The sequence below is a fragment of the Micromonospora sp. NPDC007271 genome, from assembly GCF_040634005.1.
In the GTDB taxonomy this organism is placed as follows: domain Bacteria; phylum Actinomycetota; class Actinomycetes; order Mycobacteriales; family Micromonosporaceae; genus Micromonospora.
In genome coordinates this window covers 1-17,682 of sequence record NZ_JBEYER010000127.1, presented here as the reverse complement: position 1 = coordinate 17,682, position 17,682 = coordinate 1, and the positions used below count along the sequence as shown (strand labels likewise).

Genomic DNA, 17,682 nt, shown 5'->3' with positions numbered 1-17,682 from the left:
CATGGTGTTGCTCGGCCCAGACGGCGAGGTTGACCGCCGCGTTGACGTCCCGGTCCGCCGTGTGCCCGCACTCGTCGCAGGCGAAGATGCGTACGGACAGGGGTAGGGCGGGGCCGATGGTGGCGCAGGCACTGCACATTCTGGTGGACGGGTACCAGCGGGGTGCCCGGGTGGCTTGCCCGCCCCGCCAACGCTGTTTGTAGCGGATGATGCGGGCCAGGTCGGCCCAGCCAGACGCCGGTTACGCAGCAGACCGGCGGTGTGCAGGTCTTCCAGAGCCAGCCGGTCGTGGGTCTTGACCAGCCGGTTAGCAACCCTGTGCAGAAAGTAGCGACGCACATTCGCGACACGATGGTGGGCACGAGCCAACCGGGCGACAGCCTCAGCCCGATTGCACGAGCCTCGCTGTTTACGGGTGACCTGGCGGGACAGCCGCCGTAGCCTCGGCAGGGCGGCCCGCAGCGGGCGCGGCGCATCATCGACGCGCAGTACCTGCCGGCCGGTGGTGTCGGCGGCCACGACGAGGGCAGCGAGGCCACGGTCGGCACCTACCCAACCACCGCCATCGGCGTCGGGGCGGGGCGGGTGCTGGCGGGCGGGATGCAGGTCCGCCGCCTCCACTGTCATGGTGATGGTCCACCGGCCGGCCCGGCAGGAGACGGTGGCATACCGGATGTGGGCTCGGCCTGTGCGGATCATCCGCCGGAGTCGGCGGGTGTCCTCCCGTACCCTCAGGACCCCGATCCTCGGCAGACAGACACTCCGAGGTCCTGCCGTCGGATCCCCGACCCGAATACTCGGCCGCCCGGCCTTGGTTCTGCAGCGGATGCGAAACGACGGCCGGGTGCGGCTCTTGCGTTTGAATGTCGGGAACCCCACCCGGCGGCCCGGCCGTTTTCCCCGTCGGGAGTCGGCCCAGGCGGTCAGGGCGCGGCCCAGGTCGACAGCGGCTTCCTCACACACCTGCTGGCACACCTGCGCCCGCCACGACAACCCCGTCGCCACGACCTCGGCCGAACCGGCCGAGTCGACCACGAAGCGGCGACCCGCCTGCGCCGAGCACTTCCACGAGTTGAACGCGTTGATCAGGTCGAAACCCGACCACGGCACCACCACCGACCCGCCCCGATGCTTCGCATCCAGGGCTTCCTTCACCAGAACCAGGCACTGGTTGAACGCGAACCGAGCCGCCCCCGCATGACGCGCCAACACCACCACCTGCGACGGTGACGGGTCGACTGTGAACCGGAACGCGGTAAACCTCCCCACAGCCCCACACCATGCCTGCCACCTCCGACACTTCCGAAACACCGCGTAGGGGCAACGGAACCACCAACCCGGCGATGATCCACAACAGTCAATCGGAAACCCGGTGAACGTTAGACACCGCACTAGTTTGTGATGCGGCGAATCACTGCGATCTGGTTGTGCCAGTTGCTCAGCCGGGCAATCTTGATGACGTCGCCGGCTCTGGGGGCGTGGATGATGAGCCCTTGACCGATGTACATGCCGACGTGGCGCGGGTTGGTCATGGTGCCTTGGCTGCCGGGGATGAGGATGAGGTCGCCGGGCAGCATGAGCGCCGGGTCGGCCACAGGCTTCCCGGCGTTGGCCTGGTCGGTGGTGACGCGCGGGATGGAGATGCCGGCCGCCCGGTACGCCGACTGCATGAGCGAGGAGCAGTCGCATTGCTTGTCGGGGTCGCCGGAGTGCGGGTCGGTGCACGACCCGCCGAAGTGATAGGGCGTGCCGAGCTGGTTCACGGCCCAAAAGATGGCCGTGGCCACCGCGGGCGGGGTGTTGGCGGGGAGCGCGAACCCGATTGGGAGGGCGGCGAGCGTGTCGGTGGCGCATCCAGCGAGGGTGCTGGTCAGCTGATCCACCAGCTTCACAGCGTCGTCGGTCCACCTGGCGTACGCGTTGGGGAAGGCCGAGATCTGGACCGCCTGCGCGGCGTGGGCGAGTGGCATCGTTTCCCAGCCGGGGACGGTCAGGAGCTTGTCGAAGAACTTGCCTGCCTGGTAGGCGGGCTTGGATAGTTGCTCGATGTTGCCCCAGCCTTGGCTTGGGCGCTGCTGGAACACTCCGATCGAGTCGTGGTCGTTGCGGTCGCCGAGGTGCGGCAGGTTGCGCAGGCCGGACTCCTGCATGGCGGTGGCGACGCCGACGACCCAACCCCAGCGGGGTACGCCCTTGGACACGCCGACGTCGATGATGGTCGCGGCGATTTCGAGCTGCTCGGTGTCCCAGCTGCCGTCCCCGGGCGGTTGCCCGAAGGGATGTACAGCGGGCATGGCGCTGATGCCGCACCCGCCGGAACCGCCGCCGATGACAGCGGACAGCAGCAGCAGGGGCAGGCCGAAACAGACGACGATGACGGCGGCGACGACGCCGATGATGACCTTGGCCATGGCCAAATGCCTTTCGGTGAAAATGAAAAAGGGTCCCCGCGCGAGTGCGCGACCGGTAGGGGCGATCGGGGATGCGAGCTACAGGAGGTGGATGAGCGGCAGAAGCCCAGCGTGGATCTCGCGGAGGAGAACGGCGATCAGGTCGCGAATGGGAACAGCGGGTGGCCGCTATCGACGGGGGGCGGCGCGGTGCCAGCCCCAGTCGCAGGGCTTTGGCGGGCACGCACCAGAGCGCGCCGTGGAGAGCGAGGACAGCGCGCCATTGATCTGCGGGGCGAGCAGAATCAGCGGCTGGCTGGCGCAGGTGGCCGGGCAAGTGGTACTTGGGGTCGAGCCGGTGCGAGGTTGGCGGCGGGGAAGTGGGTCCCAGACGGCCGGGGTCGCGATCATCGCAGTCGACCCGCGTACACCTCACAGTGGGGCGCCCAGCACTGGCAGAAGCCACTGACCAGCAAGAACCGCAAGACAACCCGCTACGGCGGCGCCGCCGTGGCGATCGGACGACGCGCCCAGGGGCACCCGATCCGGCGACGGACGACACCGCCCCCTGCTCACCGGAGTGATGAGCAGGGGCATCGGATCGCCCAGGCCGGACCGGGAACCCCGAGCGCGAGGGAACCCGCCCCCGTACCTCCGGACCCGCGGACACGATCCGCGCGCGCCGGATACGGAGCGCACGCGGGGGACCAGTGTGCCCAACACCGTTCGGGGCACGCGGCTGAGCACGCGCAACTCATGCTCAGTCCATAGGAACGGTTGTGGTCAGACCTTCAGCAGGTCGAAGGCGGCCAGCTTCAGCTCGCCGACGTTGCCGGTCAGCACCCGGTTGGCGCGGGCGGTCTCGTTCTTGGCGGGCTGGTAGTGGTCGAGGTACTCGGTGATGGCCTGGTATCCGGCCCACCGGCTGCCCGTGATGGGTTTCAGGGTGTCGGCCTCGCGGATCAGGTACTTGAGGGTGCCGAGCCGCTGCTTGAAGTTGTTTTTGGCCTGCTCGGACGCGGTGTCCTTGACCGGCCACACCTGGGCGACGACCTTCTCGAACTCGCGCATGGTCAGCTCCGTGTGGAGCATCCGCTCGGCGGCTTTCTCGAAGGTCTCCAGGTACTTCCACATCAGGCCCAGGGCCTCGCGGGCTTGGCTGATCTGCAAGTTGACGTTGGAGGTGTGCCGGAACGTGTAGTGCCCGACCGCATGCCGGAAGGCGGCGCGTTGGGTATTTGCGCACACCACGCGAATCGGGCTGGCGTCCACCCGCAGGGCGGCCGTGCCGTCGTGGGAGGTCGTGCCGATCAGGTAGAGGTCCATGCGGTCCACCCCGGCGACTTCCATCGCGTCGGGCAGCTTCATGGTCACGAACACGCTCTTGCCGCGGCGCAGGCTGCCGGCGGTCTCGTAGTGGGCGCCGCCGACCTGGTCCACGAGGCGGTCCAGCATCTCGGCGCACTGCTCGTTCTGGACCACCGTGTAGTCGGTGCCGACGACGCCCAGGTACTCGGTGTCGCCGGTGACCGGGTTGCGGCGCACGGTCATCCGCTTGTCGTCGGCGGGGATCTGCACTTCGACCCCGTCGACGATGTCGATGCCGACGGTGCGGATGGTGCGCACGCCCCAGTCGCCGAGCCGGGCGGCGGCCATGATCTCCTCGGCCTTCATCGTCGTCTGGGTGACGGTGCCCAGCTGGTGCCAGGCCGACAGGCGGGCGCTGGCGAAGGCGGTCGTTCCGTCCGCGAACGTCTCCAGTTCGTGCGGCACGGGATTCTCCTCTCGATGTGCTGCGGGGGCCGAGCGGGTCGCTCGGCCCCCGGGAGTGGGATAGGGATTGGTTGCCTGATCTTGTGGCGAGGTAGGCCAGGACCAGGCGAGACGGGGGTCCGGACGCCGGGGCATAAGCCAGCTCATGCCGCCGGGGCGCCGGGCGCTGGCCCGGCCCCGGGCGGGAATCGGCATGTGCCGGGTCAGGACCGCCCGGCGTCGGTGCTACCCCCGTCGGTCTCGGCGTTGCCGGCGTCGGCCCGCGCCGGGTAGGCGAAGGTCAGCGGCGTGTCGGAGACCATGACGATGCGGCCTGCAGCGGCGGCTTTGGTGCAGTTGTTGCGCACCGCTCCGCCGCTGACCGTGCGACCGAGCTGCCCGCCGATCTCGGTGGCAATCTCCTGCGGGGTCATCGCTCGGCCCGGGTTGGCCGCCAGGATGTCGAGGCTCAGCTTCTCCAGCTCGCCCCTGCCGAACGGCTGGCTGCCGTCGGCGTTGACGGTCACGTCGCTGCGGCGGCCCGCGCTCCCGGTGGCGCCCGTCGCCCGCGGGGTCATGCGCTTGGGCAGGGTGACGACGTGCGTTTCGCCGTCCGGCCCGATGACGTGCAGCGTGTCGTCGGGCCGGATGAGGGGCAGCACCGCCGCCGCGGCGCTCGGCGTGTTCGCCAGTCCACGGATGACCTGGTAGCACAGCGGGCAGCGGGGCGGCTGGGGGTTCGGGTCGACGTCGCTGGCCTTGGTCGGGCCGGCGGTCCACCGTTGCGGCAGGCCGGGCAGGCGGCGGGCGGCGTCGGCTTGCTCCATCGCGGCGAGCAGTCGGGCGGCGGTCGGGTGACCGATGCCGCTTTCGGCCACGATCACGTCGAGGGTCGCGGCGTCGTCGCCGTGGTCGGCCAGGACGCCCTTGATGGCCATGACCTTGCGGTCACCGGGGCGCGTCGGCTGCACGACGGTGATCGTCGGGCCTTCGTGGTCCTCCCCGCTGTCTGCGACGTCCGCGCGGCTGGCGTCGCCCTGGTCGGTCTCGTCCTGCGCGTCGTCGGTCTCGTCGCCTGCGGTGTCGCGGTCGACCTCGTTGCCGGGCTGGTCGGCCGGCTCGGTGTCGCCGGTGTCCGCCTCGTCGGCCGCGTTGGCGAGGTCCGGGTGGGTGAGGTCGGTGTCGTCCGCGCCGGCGGTGCGCTCGTCGGCGAGGTCGGCGTCGTCGTCCGGGGCCGCGTCGGTGGCCTCTGCCTGGGTCGCCAGGGTCCACCGGGTGGGCGTGCCTTCGGCCGGGTCGGCGTCGATGTCCACCGCGATGATCAGTCCGGCGTCGGCGAGGGTCTTGATCGCCTTGTCGGTGGTCGACCGGGCCTTGCCGGACTTGCCGGCCAGCTCGTGGGCGTTGCCCTGGCCGAGTTCGGTCAGAGCGTCGAGGACGGCCTGGGTGGCAGGCGTCAGGGGCAGGTTTTCCATCAGGTTCCCTCCTTGGGAACGTGGGGTTTGGGAAGCCCGGCACCGTGCTGTGCCGGGCCGTGGTGCGCCGGGTCGCCGGCGGCGGTCAGTGCGGCAGGCGTGTGGAGTTGGCGCCGTGCCGGGTGCCGCACGGGGTTGCGGCCCGGTGGTCATGGGGTGGCGTGCTGCCGTGCCGGTGAGTCGGAAGCCGGAGACGGGGGTCCCGTCGGCTGCTGTCTCGAGGGTGCTGGCGGCCTCGCGCGGTGGCGGGGATGGGCCGGCAGCGTGCTGGCCGAGGCTGGGGCCGGCAGCAAGGACAACGCCGCGATGGGTGTCTACCTGCGGCACCCCTTCTAGCTGGTGAGGTGGGCGAGTTCAGCGGGGGTGAGCTGGGTGGGGGTGCGGCTGCGCCAGGCGTCGGAGTGGCGCAGGTGCCACCAGCGCAACAGCGACCGGCAGGCCGAGGTGAGGTCGTCACAGCCCGGCAGCGGGTACGCCATTCCGGGCGGGGTCCGGTGATGCAGCGGGGCGATGTACGCGGTCGGTGTCCAGCTCTGCTCGGTCTCGGTGACCTCGCCGACGACACGGTCCGGGTAGGGGATCTCGAAGGCGCTGGCGGCCTCGGCATCGGGCACCACCCACCACGTGCGCGGATCCTTGGGCCGCAGCGTGGCTACGCCGCGCGACGGGTCACCGGGATACAGGAGCAGGTGACGGTCCTCGCCGAGCGCCGGCCGGTGGTTGCGCCACGCGCGGTAGGCGGCGACGAGCATGGTCCCGAGGACGATGTGCCGCTCGCGGGCGGCGAGCGCGTCGGTGAGGGCCTGGTGGTAGCCGGCGATGTGCAGGTCCGCGCGGGCGGCCAACCCCTTTCGGGCCGACTCGGCAAGCCCACCCACCCGGGTGAGGGCCTTGTCGAGGGTGGCGGTGGTGTCGTTGAACCCGAGGGCGGTCTTGTGCAGGAAGCGGGCGAGGTCGCCGAGGGCGTCGAGTGTGGCCGTGTCGTGGCGCCACAGGTGCTCGGGCAGGACGTCGTTGGTGTCGGCGGCGATGCGTCGCAGGGCGGGATCGGTCAGGAACACGGGGGATCTCCTTGTCGTCGGGTTGCGGGCATGCCGAAGGCCGGTCGCAGCGGGGCTGCGACCGGTCCTCGGGTGTGTTCAGGCGGTAGCGGTTTAGGCGATGGCGACGGCGCACAGCCGCGCGGTGGGGCGCAGGCTGCGCACGTAGGCGCACGCCTCGTTGAGGAACCGGAACCGGTCAGCGACGGAGTCACTGGCGGGCATGAGCAGGCGGCCGTCGGTGGTGATCAGCGCGTCGCCGATGAGGGCGACGCGCCAGTAGAGCCCGACGTAGGTGGCTTCGCCCGCCTGGTAGACGGGCAGCTCGTACGGGTCGAACGAGTGGGCGAGCATCGCCAGGACGCGGGGCTGCTGTTCGAAGCGGCGGCGCGCCTCGTCCGGGCTGACTGTGGCCGGGTCGGCGTGGTGCTGGGCGAGGTAGTGCTCCCAGGGGTGGGCGGGCTTGGTGGTGGCGTTGATGTGGCTGTTCCAGGCACGCCAGCGTCGAGCTGCTTCGGTGGCGGTCTTGGCCGCGGTGCCGGTCAGGTCGAGGCGACTCTTGCGGCCTCCGGCGGCCATGGTGATCGCACCGAACCGGCGGGTGGCGTCGAGCAGGTGGTAGCCGCACCAGCGGGTCAGCCAACCGATCAGCGGGCGGTGGCGGACGTGGTAGCGGCGGGCCGGGGTGCCGTCGGCGTGCAGGAGGTCGTTGACCTTCTCCGAGGCGGCGAACCAGTCCGCGTCCTCGCCGGGCGCGAAGCAGACGGTGACAACGGGGTCGGTGAGCGGCCTGGGCGTGGGCATGGCAGGGGGATGCTCCCTTCGGGACAGGGGTGGGCATGGGTGGGTGCACGGTGGTCACCGGATCGCGGCGTCTGGACCGGGGAAGCTGCCGTGAAGGGCGCCGGCGTGGATCACGAGCCGACCGGCAAGGGTGGGCTGCGGGGTGATCCCGCTGGCGCGGGCAGATCCGCGGAGGGACAGACGGGCGGCGGTGCGAGCAGAGAAAGAAGAAGCTGCACCGTAGCTTCATGTCCTGACAGCACCAGCCCTGTCAGGAATCACGACCATGCCGTTGACCTGCGCTGACAGGATCCGTCAGGGGCTGTCAGAGTACGAAGATGCCGTCGTCGTCGTAGTTCGGGTTGTCCGCCACTGGCTGGCCGTGGTCGGCGGGCAGCTCGGCGAGCCGGACCCGGCCGGTGGCGCCGACCGGGAGCCAGACCGCTTCGGCCGGGTGGCTGGTGTGGGTGGCGGTCGCGACCGGGACGTCGCCGCGCCGGCCGCGCAGGAGCCGGTGCAGGTGTTCTTCGCGTTGCTCGCTGCCGAGCCAGAACAGCACCGGGTAGCGGGGGCCGCCGCGGCGGATCAGTTGCGCGTACCGGTCGAGTTTGGCCACCACCCGGCTGAGGGGTTCGGTGCCTGTGTCGGCTTCCAGGAAGAACCCCACCGTGGTGTCGGCGACGCTCCACAGGCCGTGCCCGTCGGCGGTGATGGTCCGGAACTGCTTCGTCGTCATCGACTCAGACCACCACCGGTCCAGGCGCGGCTCGGGGTGCTGGCGTGCGTGCGCGGTGAGCCGGACGAAGAACTCGTTCGCGGTGAGCAGGTGGGTCAGGTGCGGGTTGGCCGACAGCCGGTGCACGATCTGCCGACTCGCCCGGACGGTGGGCTCGGGCCGGTTGTGGGCGGCGGCCTGGAACCGGTGCCCCTGGTGGCCGAGCGTCCAGTGCCACGGTTGGCTGCCGCCCCCGGCGCGGGCGAACCGGAACCGGTCCAGCAGGTCCAGGGCGGCCAGCTCGCCGAGCCGGATCTGACAGGTCCGGCGGGCGAGGAACAGCATGCGGTGGATCTGGTCGGTGGTGAGGACCTGGTGGTCGTCGAGCAGCTGCAGCAGGAGCCGGTCGCGGCTGGTGATGTGCGGGTAGATGGCCAGCAGGCCAGCAGGACGCGATTGCGGCATAGGCGGTTCACCCCGTGGAGAGAGAATCCCGTAGGAGTCTGGATGAGTTGATCTTGCTTTCGGCCGGGTCGTCGGACGGGTGTGAGCAGGTCAGGCACCTGACAGGGCAGGTGCAGGGGACTCGTGTGGGGGCTCGTGTCGCGGACACCCCCAAACGAGCCCCCAGTGCCGCACCCAACCGAGCCCCCACACGAACGGCGCAGGTCAGCGCTCGGGTGAGTTCATGCGCCGCTTCATCGCCGTGCGGGCGAGCTGCTGCATCGGTGGCTCACCATCGGCGCGGCTGTGGGCGGCGGCGCAGGCCCGCCGGATCGCCGTCGCCTCACCCACCACCGGCGCCGGCGGACTGGTGGTGAAGGTGAACGCCGGCAGTTCCCGGTTACCGACCAGCAGCCGGGCAGCGGCGGTGTGAACGTCGAGGTGGGCAAGGTCGTGCTCGTCCAGCTCGGGTTTGGTGTGCCGGGACAACTCCCGCGCGTCGGCAGGGTCGACGGTGAAGAACAGCTTCGTCCGCGCGTTGGCCGACACCGCCGCCGCGACGTCCTTGGGCAGTTGCGCCAGGTCCTGGTGCGCCAGCACGAGCCCGAGCCGAAACCCACGCGCTTCGGCCAGCATGTCCCCGACGCTGCCGGGCAGCGTGAGGAAGTTCTGGCACTCGTCCACGTACAGGCAGGCGTCTCTTCGCTGGTGTTCGGGGACCGTGGCCCGTGCGATGGCGGCCTGCCACACCCGGGCGACGATCATCGAGCCGAGGATGCGGCTGGTCTCCTCACCCAGGATGCCCTTGGGCAGCCGGCACAGCAGCACACCGCCGTCGAGCACCCGGCCCATGTCGAACGAGCTGTGCGCGTTGCCGATGACGCTCTTGACGAAGTCGCGCAACAGGAACGCCCGCAACCGGGCGAGGACGGGGGCGATGACCTGCCCACGGAACTGCTCGTTGATGCCGTCGTACCAGAGCCAGAACCCGCCGAGCCCGTCCGGGTCGTCCAGGCCGTGGGTGAACCTGGCCCGAAACTCCCGATCCTGCAACAGCGACGGCACCAGGCTCAGCGTCGGTTTCGCGTGCCGCATCAACGTCAGGCACGCCACCCGCATCGTGTCGTCCATGCGCGGCCCCCACTGGCCTTGGAAGATCTTCGCGAAGATCCCCACCAGGTTGTCCACCGCCAGGTGCGGATCACCCTGGTCGTCGAGAGGGTTGAAACAGCCTGGGTTCTCCTGGTCCGGGTCGATGATCACAATCTTCTTCGCGTACGACGCGGGAAGCCGGTCGAGGATGTCGGTGATCAGGTCCCCGCGCGGGTCGATGACCACCGTCCCGCGGCCGGCTTTGATGTCGCCGAGGATCATGTTCAGCAGCAGGGTGCTCTTACCGACGCCGGTCTTGCCGACCATGTGCACGTGCTGGCGGGCGTCGGTGACGTTCACCCCGACGCTGTGGTGGCCGATCTGCGACCGGCCCAGCACCTTCACGCCCCGGCCGCCGGAGGGCACCTGCACGGGCGCCGGCATCGCCTTGGCCCGCGCCCGGTCCAGGCCCGGCACGGCGACGTCCTGCGGCAGCGCGGCCAGGGCCGCGAGTTCCGGCACGGTGGCCAGGAACCCACGCCGCAGCCGCCGTCCGGCGAGGGTCGCGACCGGTCGCGGCATCTTCATGCGCCGCAGCCGGTTCGGGCCGGTGTACGCGGCGGCAGCCGAAGCGATGGTGTGCCGCAGTCCGACGAGGCGTGAGCGGACCTGCCTGGCCCGCACCTTGTCCGGCGGTGTCTTGTCGGCGTCGGCGGCCACGGCGAACCGCACCGCGATCTCGAAGTGCGGCACCCGCACGGCCTTGTCCACGATTGTGCGGGCGTCGGCGCCGGCTACCGGGTCCCGCTCGACCGCCCGCGCCGTGGCGGGGTAGGCCGGGCTGCGATGCCGGGACGAGCCGGGTGTGAACGCGTCAAGCAGCCACAGCAGGGGTTCGACGGTCAGCCGCGTTATCGCGGAGAGGGTGCGGGCGGCCACATCGGGCCGCCCGTGAGGATGGGCGCTGGTGGTCGCCGCGGCCTGGCGGGCCGCACGGACGCGGTGGGCGGATGCTGGGCGGGCGAGGATCTGCACGCACGCGTGCTCGCGGTGGCGGACCTCGGCCCCGGCGGCGAGCAGCGCCCGCAGCGGGTCGGCGTCGTGGTCACTGCGCAGCGGCAGCACGTCCGTGCGCTGCGGCCAGTGCGCCCCGCCCACCTGCTCGCTCACGGTCGGAGGGATCGGCGCGGCGGCGTCTGCGGTGGTGAGGGTGGCGGCGGGCCAGGCCGCCCGGACAGCGGCCTCGACCGCACCGCGCGGCACCGTGCCCGGCACCCACACACGGATGGTCAGGGCGCGACCGGTCCAGGTGTACTCCCACCCGACGTGCGGGATGCCGAACAGGCGCTGCTGCCACAGCGACGGAGTCAGCACGCCGACGAGCGTGGTCCAGAACGCGGCAGCAGCCTCCGCGGTGACCTCCGGTGGGGCGGCGATCGTCAGCCACCGCGCCCCAGCCGTGAACCGCCGGTGCCGCCACACGAGCAGCTGATCATGGACGAACACCGCCCCGACGATCGCGGCAGCGGCGAGGAAGCCGAGCCACGGCCGGGCGACGACGTGCCAGACCTCTCCGGGCCACGTCGACGTCGTTGTCATCATGCGGCCTCCCCAGTCCCGGTCACGGCAATCCTGTGCTCGGCCGCCGACCCGAGGGCGCGGAACGGAATCCGGCTACGACCGGCGACAAGCAGGCCCTCGCCGCGCGGCGCCGACAGCAGCAGCCGCGACTCGCCAGCGGTCAGGTTGAACGCCTCAGCCACCGCGTCGATGGACTGGGTGCTCTGCCGCATCAGCACCTGGGTCGCGGCGTTGGACACCACGGCGAGCCCGAGATCAGTCGACAGCACGTCGGCCGCGTCCTGGGTGATCACACACAGGCCGGCGGACCGCTTCCGGGCGGCCTTCGCCATCCGGAACAGGAACCGCGCGCCTTCGCCGTCGCGCATCAGCAGCCAGGCCTCGTCCACCACGACGAGCTGCCGCCGCCGGCGCGCGCCCTTGGTCGGGGCGTCGATGCCCGACCAGATCGCATCCAGGGCCAGCAGCGTGCCCACGGTGCGCAGCTCGTCCGGTAGGTGCCGCAGCGACCACACCACCACATGCCCGCCCGCGGTGGTGGTGGTCGGGCCGTCGAACAGGCTGGCGAAGTTCCCCACCGTCCACGGGGCCAGCCGCGCGGCGAGCTGCCCGGCGGCCGGGTCACTGTCCGCGGCGAGCACCGCGGCCAGGTCCCGCAGCAGCGGCGCAGGCCTGGTCCAGGTGGCCGGGTCGCCGTTGATCCCCGCCTGGGCGTAGGTGGCGGTGATGGCCCGGTCCAAGGCGGCTCGTTCCGCCGGCGGCGGCGCCGCGCCGAGCATGACCGAGATCAGCGTGTGCAGGTACAGGCCGCGCCGGGTCAGGGTGTCGGCCCGGTCGTCGGCGGGCAGATCGAGGGGGTTGATGCGCACGCCCGGCTGGCCGAGCTGCACAACACTGCCGCCGACGTGCTCCGCGAGGGGCGCGTACTCGTCCTCGGGGTCGATGACCGCTACAGCCGTGCCCTGGTACAGGTTCCGCAGCACTTCCAGTTTCACGAAGTACGACTTGCCGGCACCCGAGCGGGCCAGGACCACACTGTTGTGGTTGTCCTGCGCCCACCGGTTCCAGATCAGCACCCCGTTCGAGGTGGTGTTGACCCCGTACAGCACCCCTTCGGGCGGGGCGACGGTGCCCGGGGCCGGGGCGGCGAGGTCCGCGGAGGCGAGAGGGAACGCCGCCGCGAGGGCGGTGGTGTCCAGGACGCGGCGCATCCGCAGCGGGTCCACCCCGACCGGCAACGTGGCCACCCAGCCCTGCTGGTGACGGAACGTCGCCGGCTGAACGTCCAGCAACACACTCGCCGCGGCGGACTTCACGCCCGCGGCGACCGTGTGCAGCTCGTCGAGGGTACGGGCGTGGACGGTTACATAAATGCCGACCTCGAACAGCTTCGCCGCCCCACGGGCGACACGCTCGGCCAGGTCAGCGGCGTCAGCCGCCGCCGCCTCCACCATCGGGTCACCGAGCCGCCCCTGATCGGCATCCAGACGACGGGAGGACTCGAGGCGGGCGCGCTGACGCTTGAGCATCGGCGCGGCCAGCGGCGGCGGCACCGGCTCCAGATGCACCGCAACATCAACCCGACCGGGATACGACAGCAGCGGATCCAACCACGCCGGGCCGACCTCCGCCGGGTAACCACACACCACATAGGTAGCCGCGTACCCGTCACCCACCCGCACGTGCGACGAGGCGACGTCCACAACGGCGGGGGAGGGCATGCCCACCCCCACCGCGACACTCTTCGTGCGCTTCAACAGATTCACGATGCACTCCGTAAGGTGATCGGGGCGCCGGGCACCGCGCGGGGGCCAGGCACCGGCGGGCAGAACGGATCGACCGCAGCCGCGAGCGCCGCGGCGACCGCCGGCCCGTCCAGAGCGGCGGCTTCGACACCAAGCCCGGACAGGGCCCGCACGGCACCCTCGGCCGCGTACTCGCCCGCGACGACAGCGAGAACCTGCCGGCGCAACGGATCCCGCTCGCTGTCCAGGTCCAGCAGAAACTCGGCGTGGTCGCCGGCGGCGGCCTGCAACGCGGCGTGTGGCAGACGCGGCGCCTGGTCGACGATCGCCTGCGCGTAGACGGTCAGATCGTGCCGCTGCGCGGCAACAAGAATCTGCGCCGGCCCGGTCAGGCTGTTCAGGAACCGCCCGAACCCGTCCAACAGCGCACCCTGCTCGCTGCTGGTGCGCAGGTGAACGTTCGTGGTGCCGCAGGCGATGAGCACCTTGTCGCTGCCCTCACTGGTGAGGACTCCGGCCGGTGTGACCGCTACGACCGGCGAGCGCAACGGCGCCGGGACGCCCGGACTGCCGGCCACGACCGCGACCGAACTGGCCCTTGCTGCACCCGGCGCGAGCCGGCGTGGGCTGCGGGACAGCGCGACACCGTGCCGCAGCCACACATCCAGGGGCAGGCCGTCCCGGCGGCCCAGCGCCACCACGACCGCCACGGCGAACACGACGACCCCGGCAACGATCCACGCCACCGCCGGCAGCAGATGCCCGAACGCGCGGTAGAGACCGGACCCGGCCAGGCCGACACCACCGATGATGCCCAACTGCCGGAACGTCAACCCGAACGCGATACGGTCAGGCTCGTTGACGTTGGCCGGAACGACAGCGCGCGGGGGAGCGTCCTCGTGGGTCATCGCACACCTCGCACGGCAGTGCGCCCCAACCGGCCCAGCGGCAGATGGCGGGTGACGCCCTGGACGACCACCGCCCGCAGCAGAACCCCGCCGGCGTTCCGCGACCCCGCGCGGGTCACGTACCGGCGCACCATCCCGGGGATCCTGATCGTGACCCAGAGCACGACGATCACGAGCATGAGGTTCACCGTGTCCGAGCCGGGCAGGCCGAGCAGGATCGGCAGGTTCGACTCCGGGTCGATCAGCAGGTCGACGCCCGCCGAGAACGCGACCGCCTGCAGCGTGGGTGTGCCCAGGCAACCCAGCAGGCTGCGCCACCACAACTGCGCGGCACCCTGCGTCCACGGGGTGACGTAGCACGCGAGGGCCACCGGCGCGACCCCGGCCAGCACGACCAGCACCCCGATCCGCACCAGCCAACCACCGACGAGCATGAACATCAACCCGACGATGAGCAGTCCGATGATCGCCATCAGGAGCGCGGCGCTCTCGTCGGTCGTCGCCGAAGCGATGCGAGCCCGGACGAAGGTGACCGCCTCGGTGGTCGGTGCGGACGTGCCGGTCATCGACACCGTCAGGGCGTTGGCGATGTCGATGAGCACACCGGTCAGCGGGACCGCAAACATCGACAGCACGAACCCGACGACAAGCCGGGGGATCAGCTCCTTGACGCCGTAGCGCATCTCGACCGAGTCGCCGACCATCACGGCAACACCCACGGCGATGATCGCGAGGACGAAGCAGGCGTTGACGACCAGCGCGCTCTTGTCGGCGATCGAGGCCACCTGCGGCAGGACGGTGACGTCCGGCGATACGAAAATGGAGGATGCCAGGAAAGCCAGCAGGCCGCCGAGAAGGTCGACGACCTTCTCAGCGAGCCAGCTGACCAGGCCGTCCATCAGCCAGTCGACCATCACGGCCGCCTCAGCCACCGAGGATGCCCTGCAACACCTGCAGGACCACCGGGGCCAACACCGCCAGGGCGTAGCCGATCAGCGCGGACTTGACGTTGCCCTTCGCCTGCTCGACCTGAGCCGGGTCACCGCCGGCGGCCATGTACCGAAGACCGCCGATGACCAGGAACATCGTCGCGACCAACGCGATGATGCCCATAACCCAACCCGTGATGTTCGAGATGACCTGGGCGATGGAGTGGGGACCACCGCCACCACTCGGGGCGGAGGCAGCGAAGACCAGGTCGTTGAGGACAGAAATCGTGTGCATGACGGCGCTCCACAAGGACTCTGCGGGCCGCCGCGGCGGGGACCGGGCGAGCAACGTGGTCCGGTGGGGGCGCTCCTCCCTTACACATCGCGAAGGGTTGCGGTGTCAGTACGCCGCGCCAGCCATGCCGAACCGATGGCCTCGCCGGAAGGAGCGGTCCCCACCGGGCGGGCATGCCATGGATGACATGCACCGCCCAGATCTCGGCTGTCAGGCCGATCGAACTCGCCGCCCACCTGTCACGCCCTGACAACACCGGTCAGCGACTCGCGATGCCCTTGCAACGTTGGTGCGGTCGCGCAGAGGCCGTCCCAGGGCGTTCACCCGAGACGGCCTCGTGCCGAGACCAGTAAGGGATCGGTGCACGGCACAGGTACAGAGGCCAGCTTCCGGATCTGCCGATGAGCGGATGCATTCTCGGATGATCGACTGTGTGTTGGTTTGATCACCTTCAGTATCGTGCGGGTGTGCTTCGGGCTGGGTTGAGGTGGGTTGGGCGCTGCTGGTGGGCGGTGCTGGTTCCCGCAGCGGTCGTTGCGGCGGCGGTGTGGGCGTTGGTCACGGATGACAAGCTGGGTTGGACGGTGCTCGCGGGCGCGACGGCGGCGGTGGTGGGGGCGTTTGCGCCGTCGGTCCTGGAGTGGGTTCGGGTCGCGCGGCAGCGGCGTGAGCGGCGGGATCGGGTGGTCGCGGGGGCGTTGGTGGCGGAGCTGCCGGAATCGGTGGTGTGGCTTCTGCGTCCGCAGGCGGCGGTGGTCGGGTTCGTCGGTCGTGGGTGGCTGCTGGCAGCGTTGGACAGGTGGTGCGCGGATCCCGCGGCGAGCGTGGTGCGGCTGGTGGTGGGTGCGGGTGGGGTGGGCAAGACCCGGTTGGGTCAGCACTTCGCCGGCCGGTTGACGAGCTGGGAGTGTTGGCCCGTGGCGCCCGGTGGGGAGGCGACGGTCGCCGGGCAGCTTGAGGCGGGTGACCGGCCGGGCCGGCTGCTGCTGACGGTGGATTACGCCGAGACCCGTGACCCGCAGGCGTTGGCGCACCTGTTGTGTGTCGCGCAGCGGGCCGGTGGTGTGCGGGTGTTGTTGCTGGCCCGCTCAGCCGGGTTGTGGTGGTCGTCGCTGTCGGCGGCGTACCCGCCACAGGCGCATCTGGTGGACGCGTTGACCGTGCCGGCGAACGTCATCGAGGTGCCGGCTCGTATCGAGAACTACACCCCGCAGCAGATCGTGGCCGAGGCGATGGTGGCGTTCGCCGCCCGGCTGCGGCGCCGTCCTCCGGGTGATGTTCCACCGAGTGGAGTGGATCCGGATGTCCCGGTGTTGCGGTTGCATGCGCAGGCGCTGCTGGCGGTGTTGGGCGGGCCGCGTGGTGATGACCGGTACGACGTGCTGGCTGAGGTGCTGGGCCATGAGGCCCGGTACTGGCGGCACCGGGCTCGCCGCGACGGTCTACCAGGTGCGGGTGAGCCAGCTGCCGACGCCGTGTTGCGGCGGCTGGTCGCCGTGGCGGCGCTGCTGGGCGCGGACAACCGTGAGCAGGCCATGGAGCTGGTCCGCCGGGTGCCGGGCCTGGGCGCGGCGCAGCCAGAGGTGGTCAACGGGTACGTGGACTGGTTGTACGGTCTGTACCCGACGGCGGGAACGGGCGGTGGGCTGGGGACGTTGCAGCCGGACCTGCTTGCCGAGTACCTCGCGGTCGCGGTCCTGCATGAAAGCACCCCGGCCGAGCGCAGCAGGATCCTGCACGGGTTGGCTCCCGGTCAGGCGGTGCAGGCGCTGACGGTCCTGAGCCGCGCGCGCACCCACCAATCCGACGCTGCGGAGATGATCGACGTGGCGCTGAGCGCGGATCTGCCGATGATGACCGAAGCGGTGCTCCAGGTCGGCCTCCAGTTCCCCGGAATGCTCGCTCCCCGGGTCACAGCCCTGCTCGTCACGGCTGAACTCGACCCTGACTGGGTCCAGCGGACAGCGCGTCGAGTGCCGTACCCCTCGATCGAGTTCGGCCAAATCGCGGTCGCGTTGACCACCCACGCCCTACGCGCCGAGGCAGCGGCGACCAAGCCAACCGACCGAACGTCGTCACTGGCCTTGCACGCTATTCGGTTGGCGGAGGTGGGGCGGCGGGTCGAGGCGCTGGCCGTCAGTCAGGAAGCGGTCGACCTCTACCGGGGGTTGGCCGCCGGCAACCGCGACGCCTACCTACCCGACCTCGCCACGTCGGTGAACAACCACGCTCTTCGGTTGGCGGAGGCAGGGCGGCGGGACGAGGCGCTGGCCGTCAGCCAGGAAGCGGTCGACCTCTACCGGGAGTTGGCCGCCGGCAACAGCGACGCCTACCTACCCGACCTCGCCAGGTCGGTGAACAACCACGCTCTTCGGTTGGCGGAGGTGGGGCGGCGGGTCGAGGCGCTGGCCGTCAGTCAGGAAGCGGTCGACCTCTACCGGGGGTTGGCCGCCGGCAACCGCGATGCCTACCTACCCGACCTCGCCAGGTCGGTGAACAACCACGCTCTTCGGCTGGCGGAGGTGGGGCGGCG

13 protein-coding genes and 1 pseudogene are annotated in these 17,682 nt (G+C 70.8%); 1 reads left to right on the top strand and 13 read right to left on the bottom strand.

All coding sequences use genetic code 11. The annotated features are described in order from the left end of the window. The 13 genes and pseudogenes from ABZ570_RS30425 to ABZ570_RS30365 form a co-directional block, all read right to left on the bottom strand. On the bottom strand, window positions 1-220 hold a 220-nt coding region (locus ABZ570_RS30425; protein ID WP_358071018.1), incomplete at its 3' end, for a transposase. A 29-nt stretch (window positions 221-249) separates the two neighbouring features. Further along, window positions 250-1,269, bottom strand: a pseudogene (locus ABZ570_RS30420) (transposase); the annotation flags it as partial. 122 nt (window positions 1,270-1,391) lie between these two features. Beyond that, window positions 1,392-2,411, bottom strand: a complete 1,020-nt coding sequence (locus tag ABZ570_RS30415) for a C40 family peptidase (RefSeq protein ID WP_358071014.1) — start codon at window positions 2,409-2,411, stop codon at window positions 1,392-1,394. Window positions 2,412-3,173: 762 nt separating this feature from the next. Then, on the bottom strand, window positions 3,174-4,163 hold the full coding sequence (locus ABZ570_RS30410; RefSeq protein WP_358071012.1) for a DUF932 domain-containing protein: 990 nt from the start codon (window positions 4,161-4,163) through the stop codon (window positions 3,174-3,176). 203 nt (window positions 4,164-4,366) lie between these two features. Then, window positions 4,367-5,617 (bottom strand): MarR family transcriptional regulator, encoded by a 1,251-nt coding sequence (locus tag ABZ570_RS30405; RefSeq protein ID WP_358071010.1) that lies wholly within the window; start codon window positions 5,615-5,617, stop codon window positions 4,367-4,369. Between the two features lie 332 nt (window positions 5,618-5,949). Beyond that, the gene (locus ABZ570_RS30400; RefSeq protein ID WP_358071008.1) at window positions 5,950-6,678 is read right to left on the bottom strand and encodes a hypothetical protein; all 729 of its coding nucleotides are present in this window, start codon (window positions 6,676-6,678) and stop codon (window positions 5,950-5,952) included. Between the two features lie 93 nt (window positions 6,679-6,771). Beyond that, window positions 6,772-7,461 carry a hypothetical protein gene (locus tag ABZ570_RS30395; protein ID WP_358071006.1) on the bottom strand — a complete coding sequence of 230 codons (690 nt, stop codon included), beginning with the start codon at window positions 7,459-7,461 and terminating at the stop codon, window positions 6,772-6,774. Window positions 7,462-7,765: 304 nt separating this feature from the next. Beyond that, window positions 7,766-8,620, bottom strand: a complete 855-nt coding sequence (locus ABZ570_RS30390) for a replication-relaxation family protein (RefSeq protein ID WP_358071004.1) — start codon at window positions 8,618-8,620, stop codon at window positions 7,766-7,768. A gap of 204 nt (window positions 8,621-8,824) precedes the next feature. Then, a complete protein-coding gene (locus ABZ570_RS30385) occupies window positions 8,825-11,293 on the bottom strand; it encodes a type IV secretion system DNA-binding domain-containing protein (RefSeq protein ID WP_358071002.1) in 2,469 nt (822 codons plus the stop codon). Next, entirely contained in the window at window positions 11,290-12,993 is a 1,704-nt protein-coding gene (locus tag ABZ570_RS30380) for a DUF87 domain-containing protein (RefSeq protein WP_358071016.1), read from the bottom strand. Before ABZ570_RS30380 ends, ABZ570_RS30385 begins: the two co-directional genes overlap by 4 nt. 41 nt (window positions 12,994-13,034) lie before the next feature. Further along, window positions 13,035-13,925, bottom strand: a complete 891-nt coding sequence (locus ABZ570_RS30375; protein ID WP_358071000.1) for a PrgI family protein — start codon at window positions 13,923-13,925, stop codon at window positions 13,035-13,037. Continuing rightward, the gene (locus ABZ570_RS30370) at window positions 13,922-14,857 is read right to left on the bottom strand and encodes a hypothetical protein (RefSeq protein WP_358070998.1); all 936 of its coding nucleotides are present in this window, start codon (window positions 14,855-14,857) and stop codon (window positions 13,922-13,924) included. Before ABZ570_RS30370 ends, ABZ570_RS30375 begins: the two co-directional genes overlap by 4 nt. Next, window positions 14,850-15,149: a pilin gene (locus ABZ570_RS30365; RefSeq protein ID WP_358070996.1), complete on the bottom strand. Its 300-nt coding sequence runs from the start codon at window positions 15,147-15,149 to the stop codon at window positions 14,850-14,852. The genes ABZ570_RS30370 and ABZ570_RS30365 overlap by 8 nt, the downstream gene beginning before the upstream one ends. Before the next feature lie 512 nt (window positions 15,150-15,661). Between ABZ570_RS30365 and ABZ570_RS30360 the strand changes: the two genes are divergently transcribed. Further along, window positions 15,662-17,682: tetratricopeptide repeat protein (locus tag ABZ570_RS30360; RefSeq protein ID WP_358070994.1), on the top strand; the 2,021-nt coding region annotated here is incomplete at its 3' end.

Excerpts from the sequence above, each read along its gene's own strand:
- ABZ570_RS30415 (WP_358071014.1), bottom strand. The coding sequence starts at position 2,411 with ATGGCCAAGGTCATCATCGGCGTCGTCGCCGCCGTCATCGTCGTCTGT.
- ABZ570_RS30405 (WP_358071010.1), bottom strand. The coding sequence starts at position 5,617 with ATGGAAAACCTGCCCCTGACGCCTGCCACCCAGGCCGTCCTCGACGCT.
- ABZ570_RS30395 (WP_358071006.1), bottom strand. The coding sequence starts at position 7,461 with ATGCCCACGCCCAGGCCGCTCACCGACCCCGTTGTCACCGTCTGCTTC.
- ABZ570_RS30390 (WP_358071004.1), bottom strand. The coding sequence starts at position 8,620 with ATGCCGCAATCGCGTCCTGCTGGCCTGCTGGCCATCTACCCGCACATC.
- ABZ570_RS30385 (WP_358071002.1), bottom strand. The coding sequence starts at position 11,293 with ATGATGACAACGACGTCGACGTGGCCCGGAGAGGTCTGGCACGTCGTC.
- ABZ570_RS30380 (WP_358071016.1), bottom strand. The coding sequence starts at position 12,993 with ATGCCCTCCCCCGCCGTTGTGGACGTCGCCTCGTCGCACGTGCGGGTG.
- ABZ570_RS30375 (WP_358071000.1), bottom strand. The coding sequence starts at position 13,925 with ATGACCCACGAGGACGCTCCCCCGCGCGCTGTCGTTCCGGCCAACGTC.
- ABZ570_RS30365 (WP_358070996.1), bottom strand. The coding sequence starts at position 15,149 with ATGCACACGATTTCTGTCCTCAACGACCTGGTCTTCGCTGCCTCCGCC.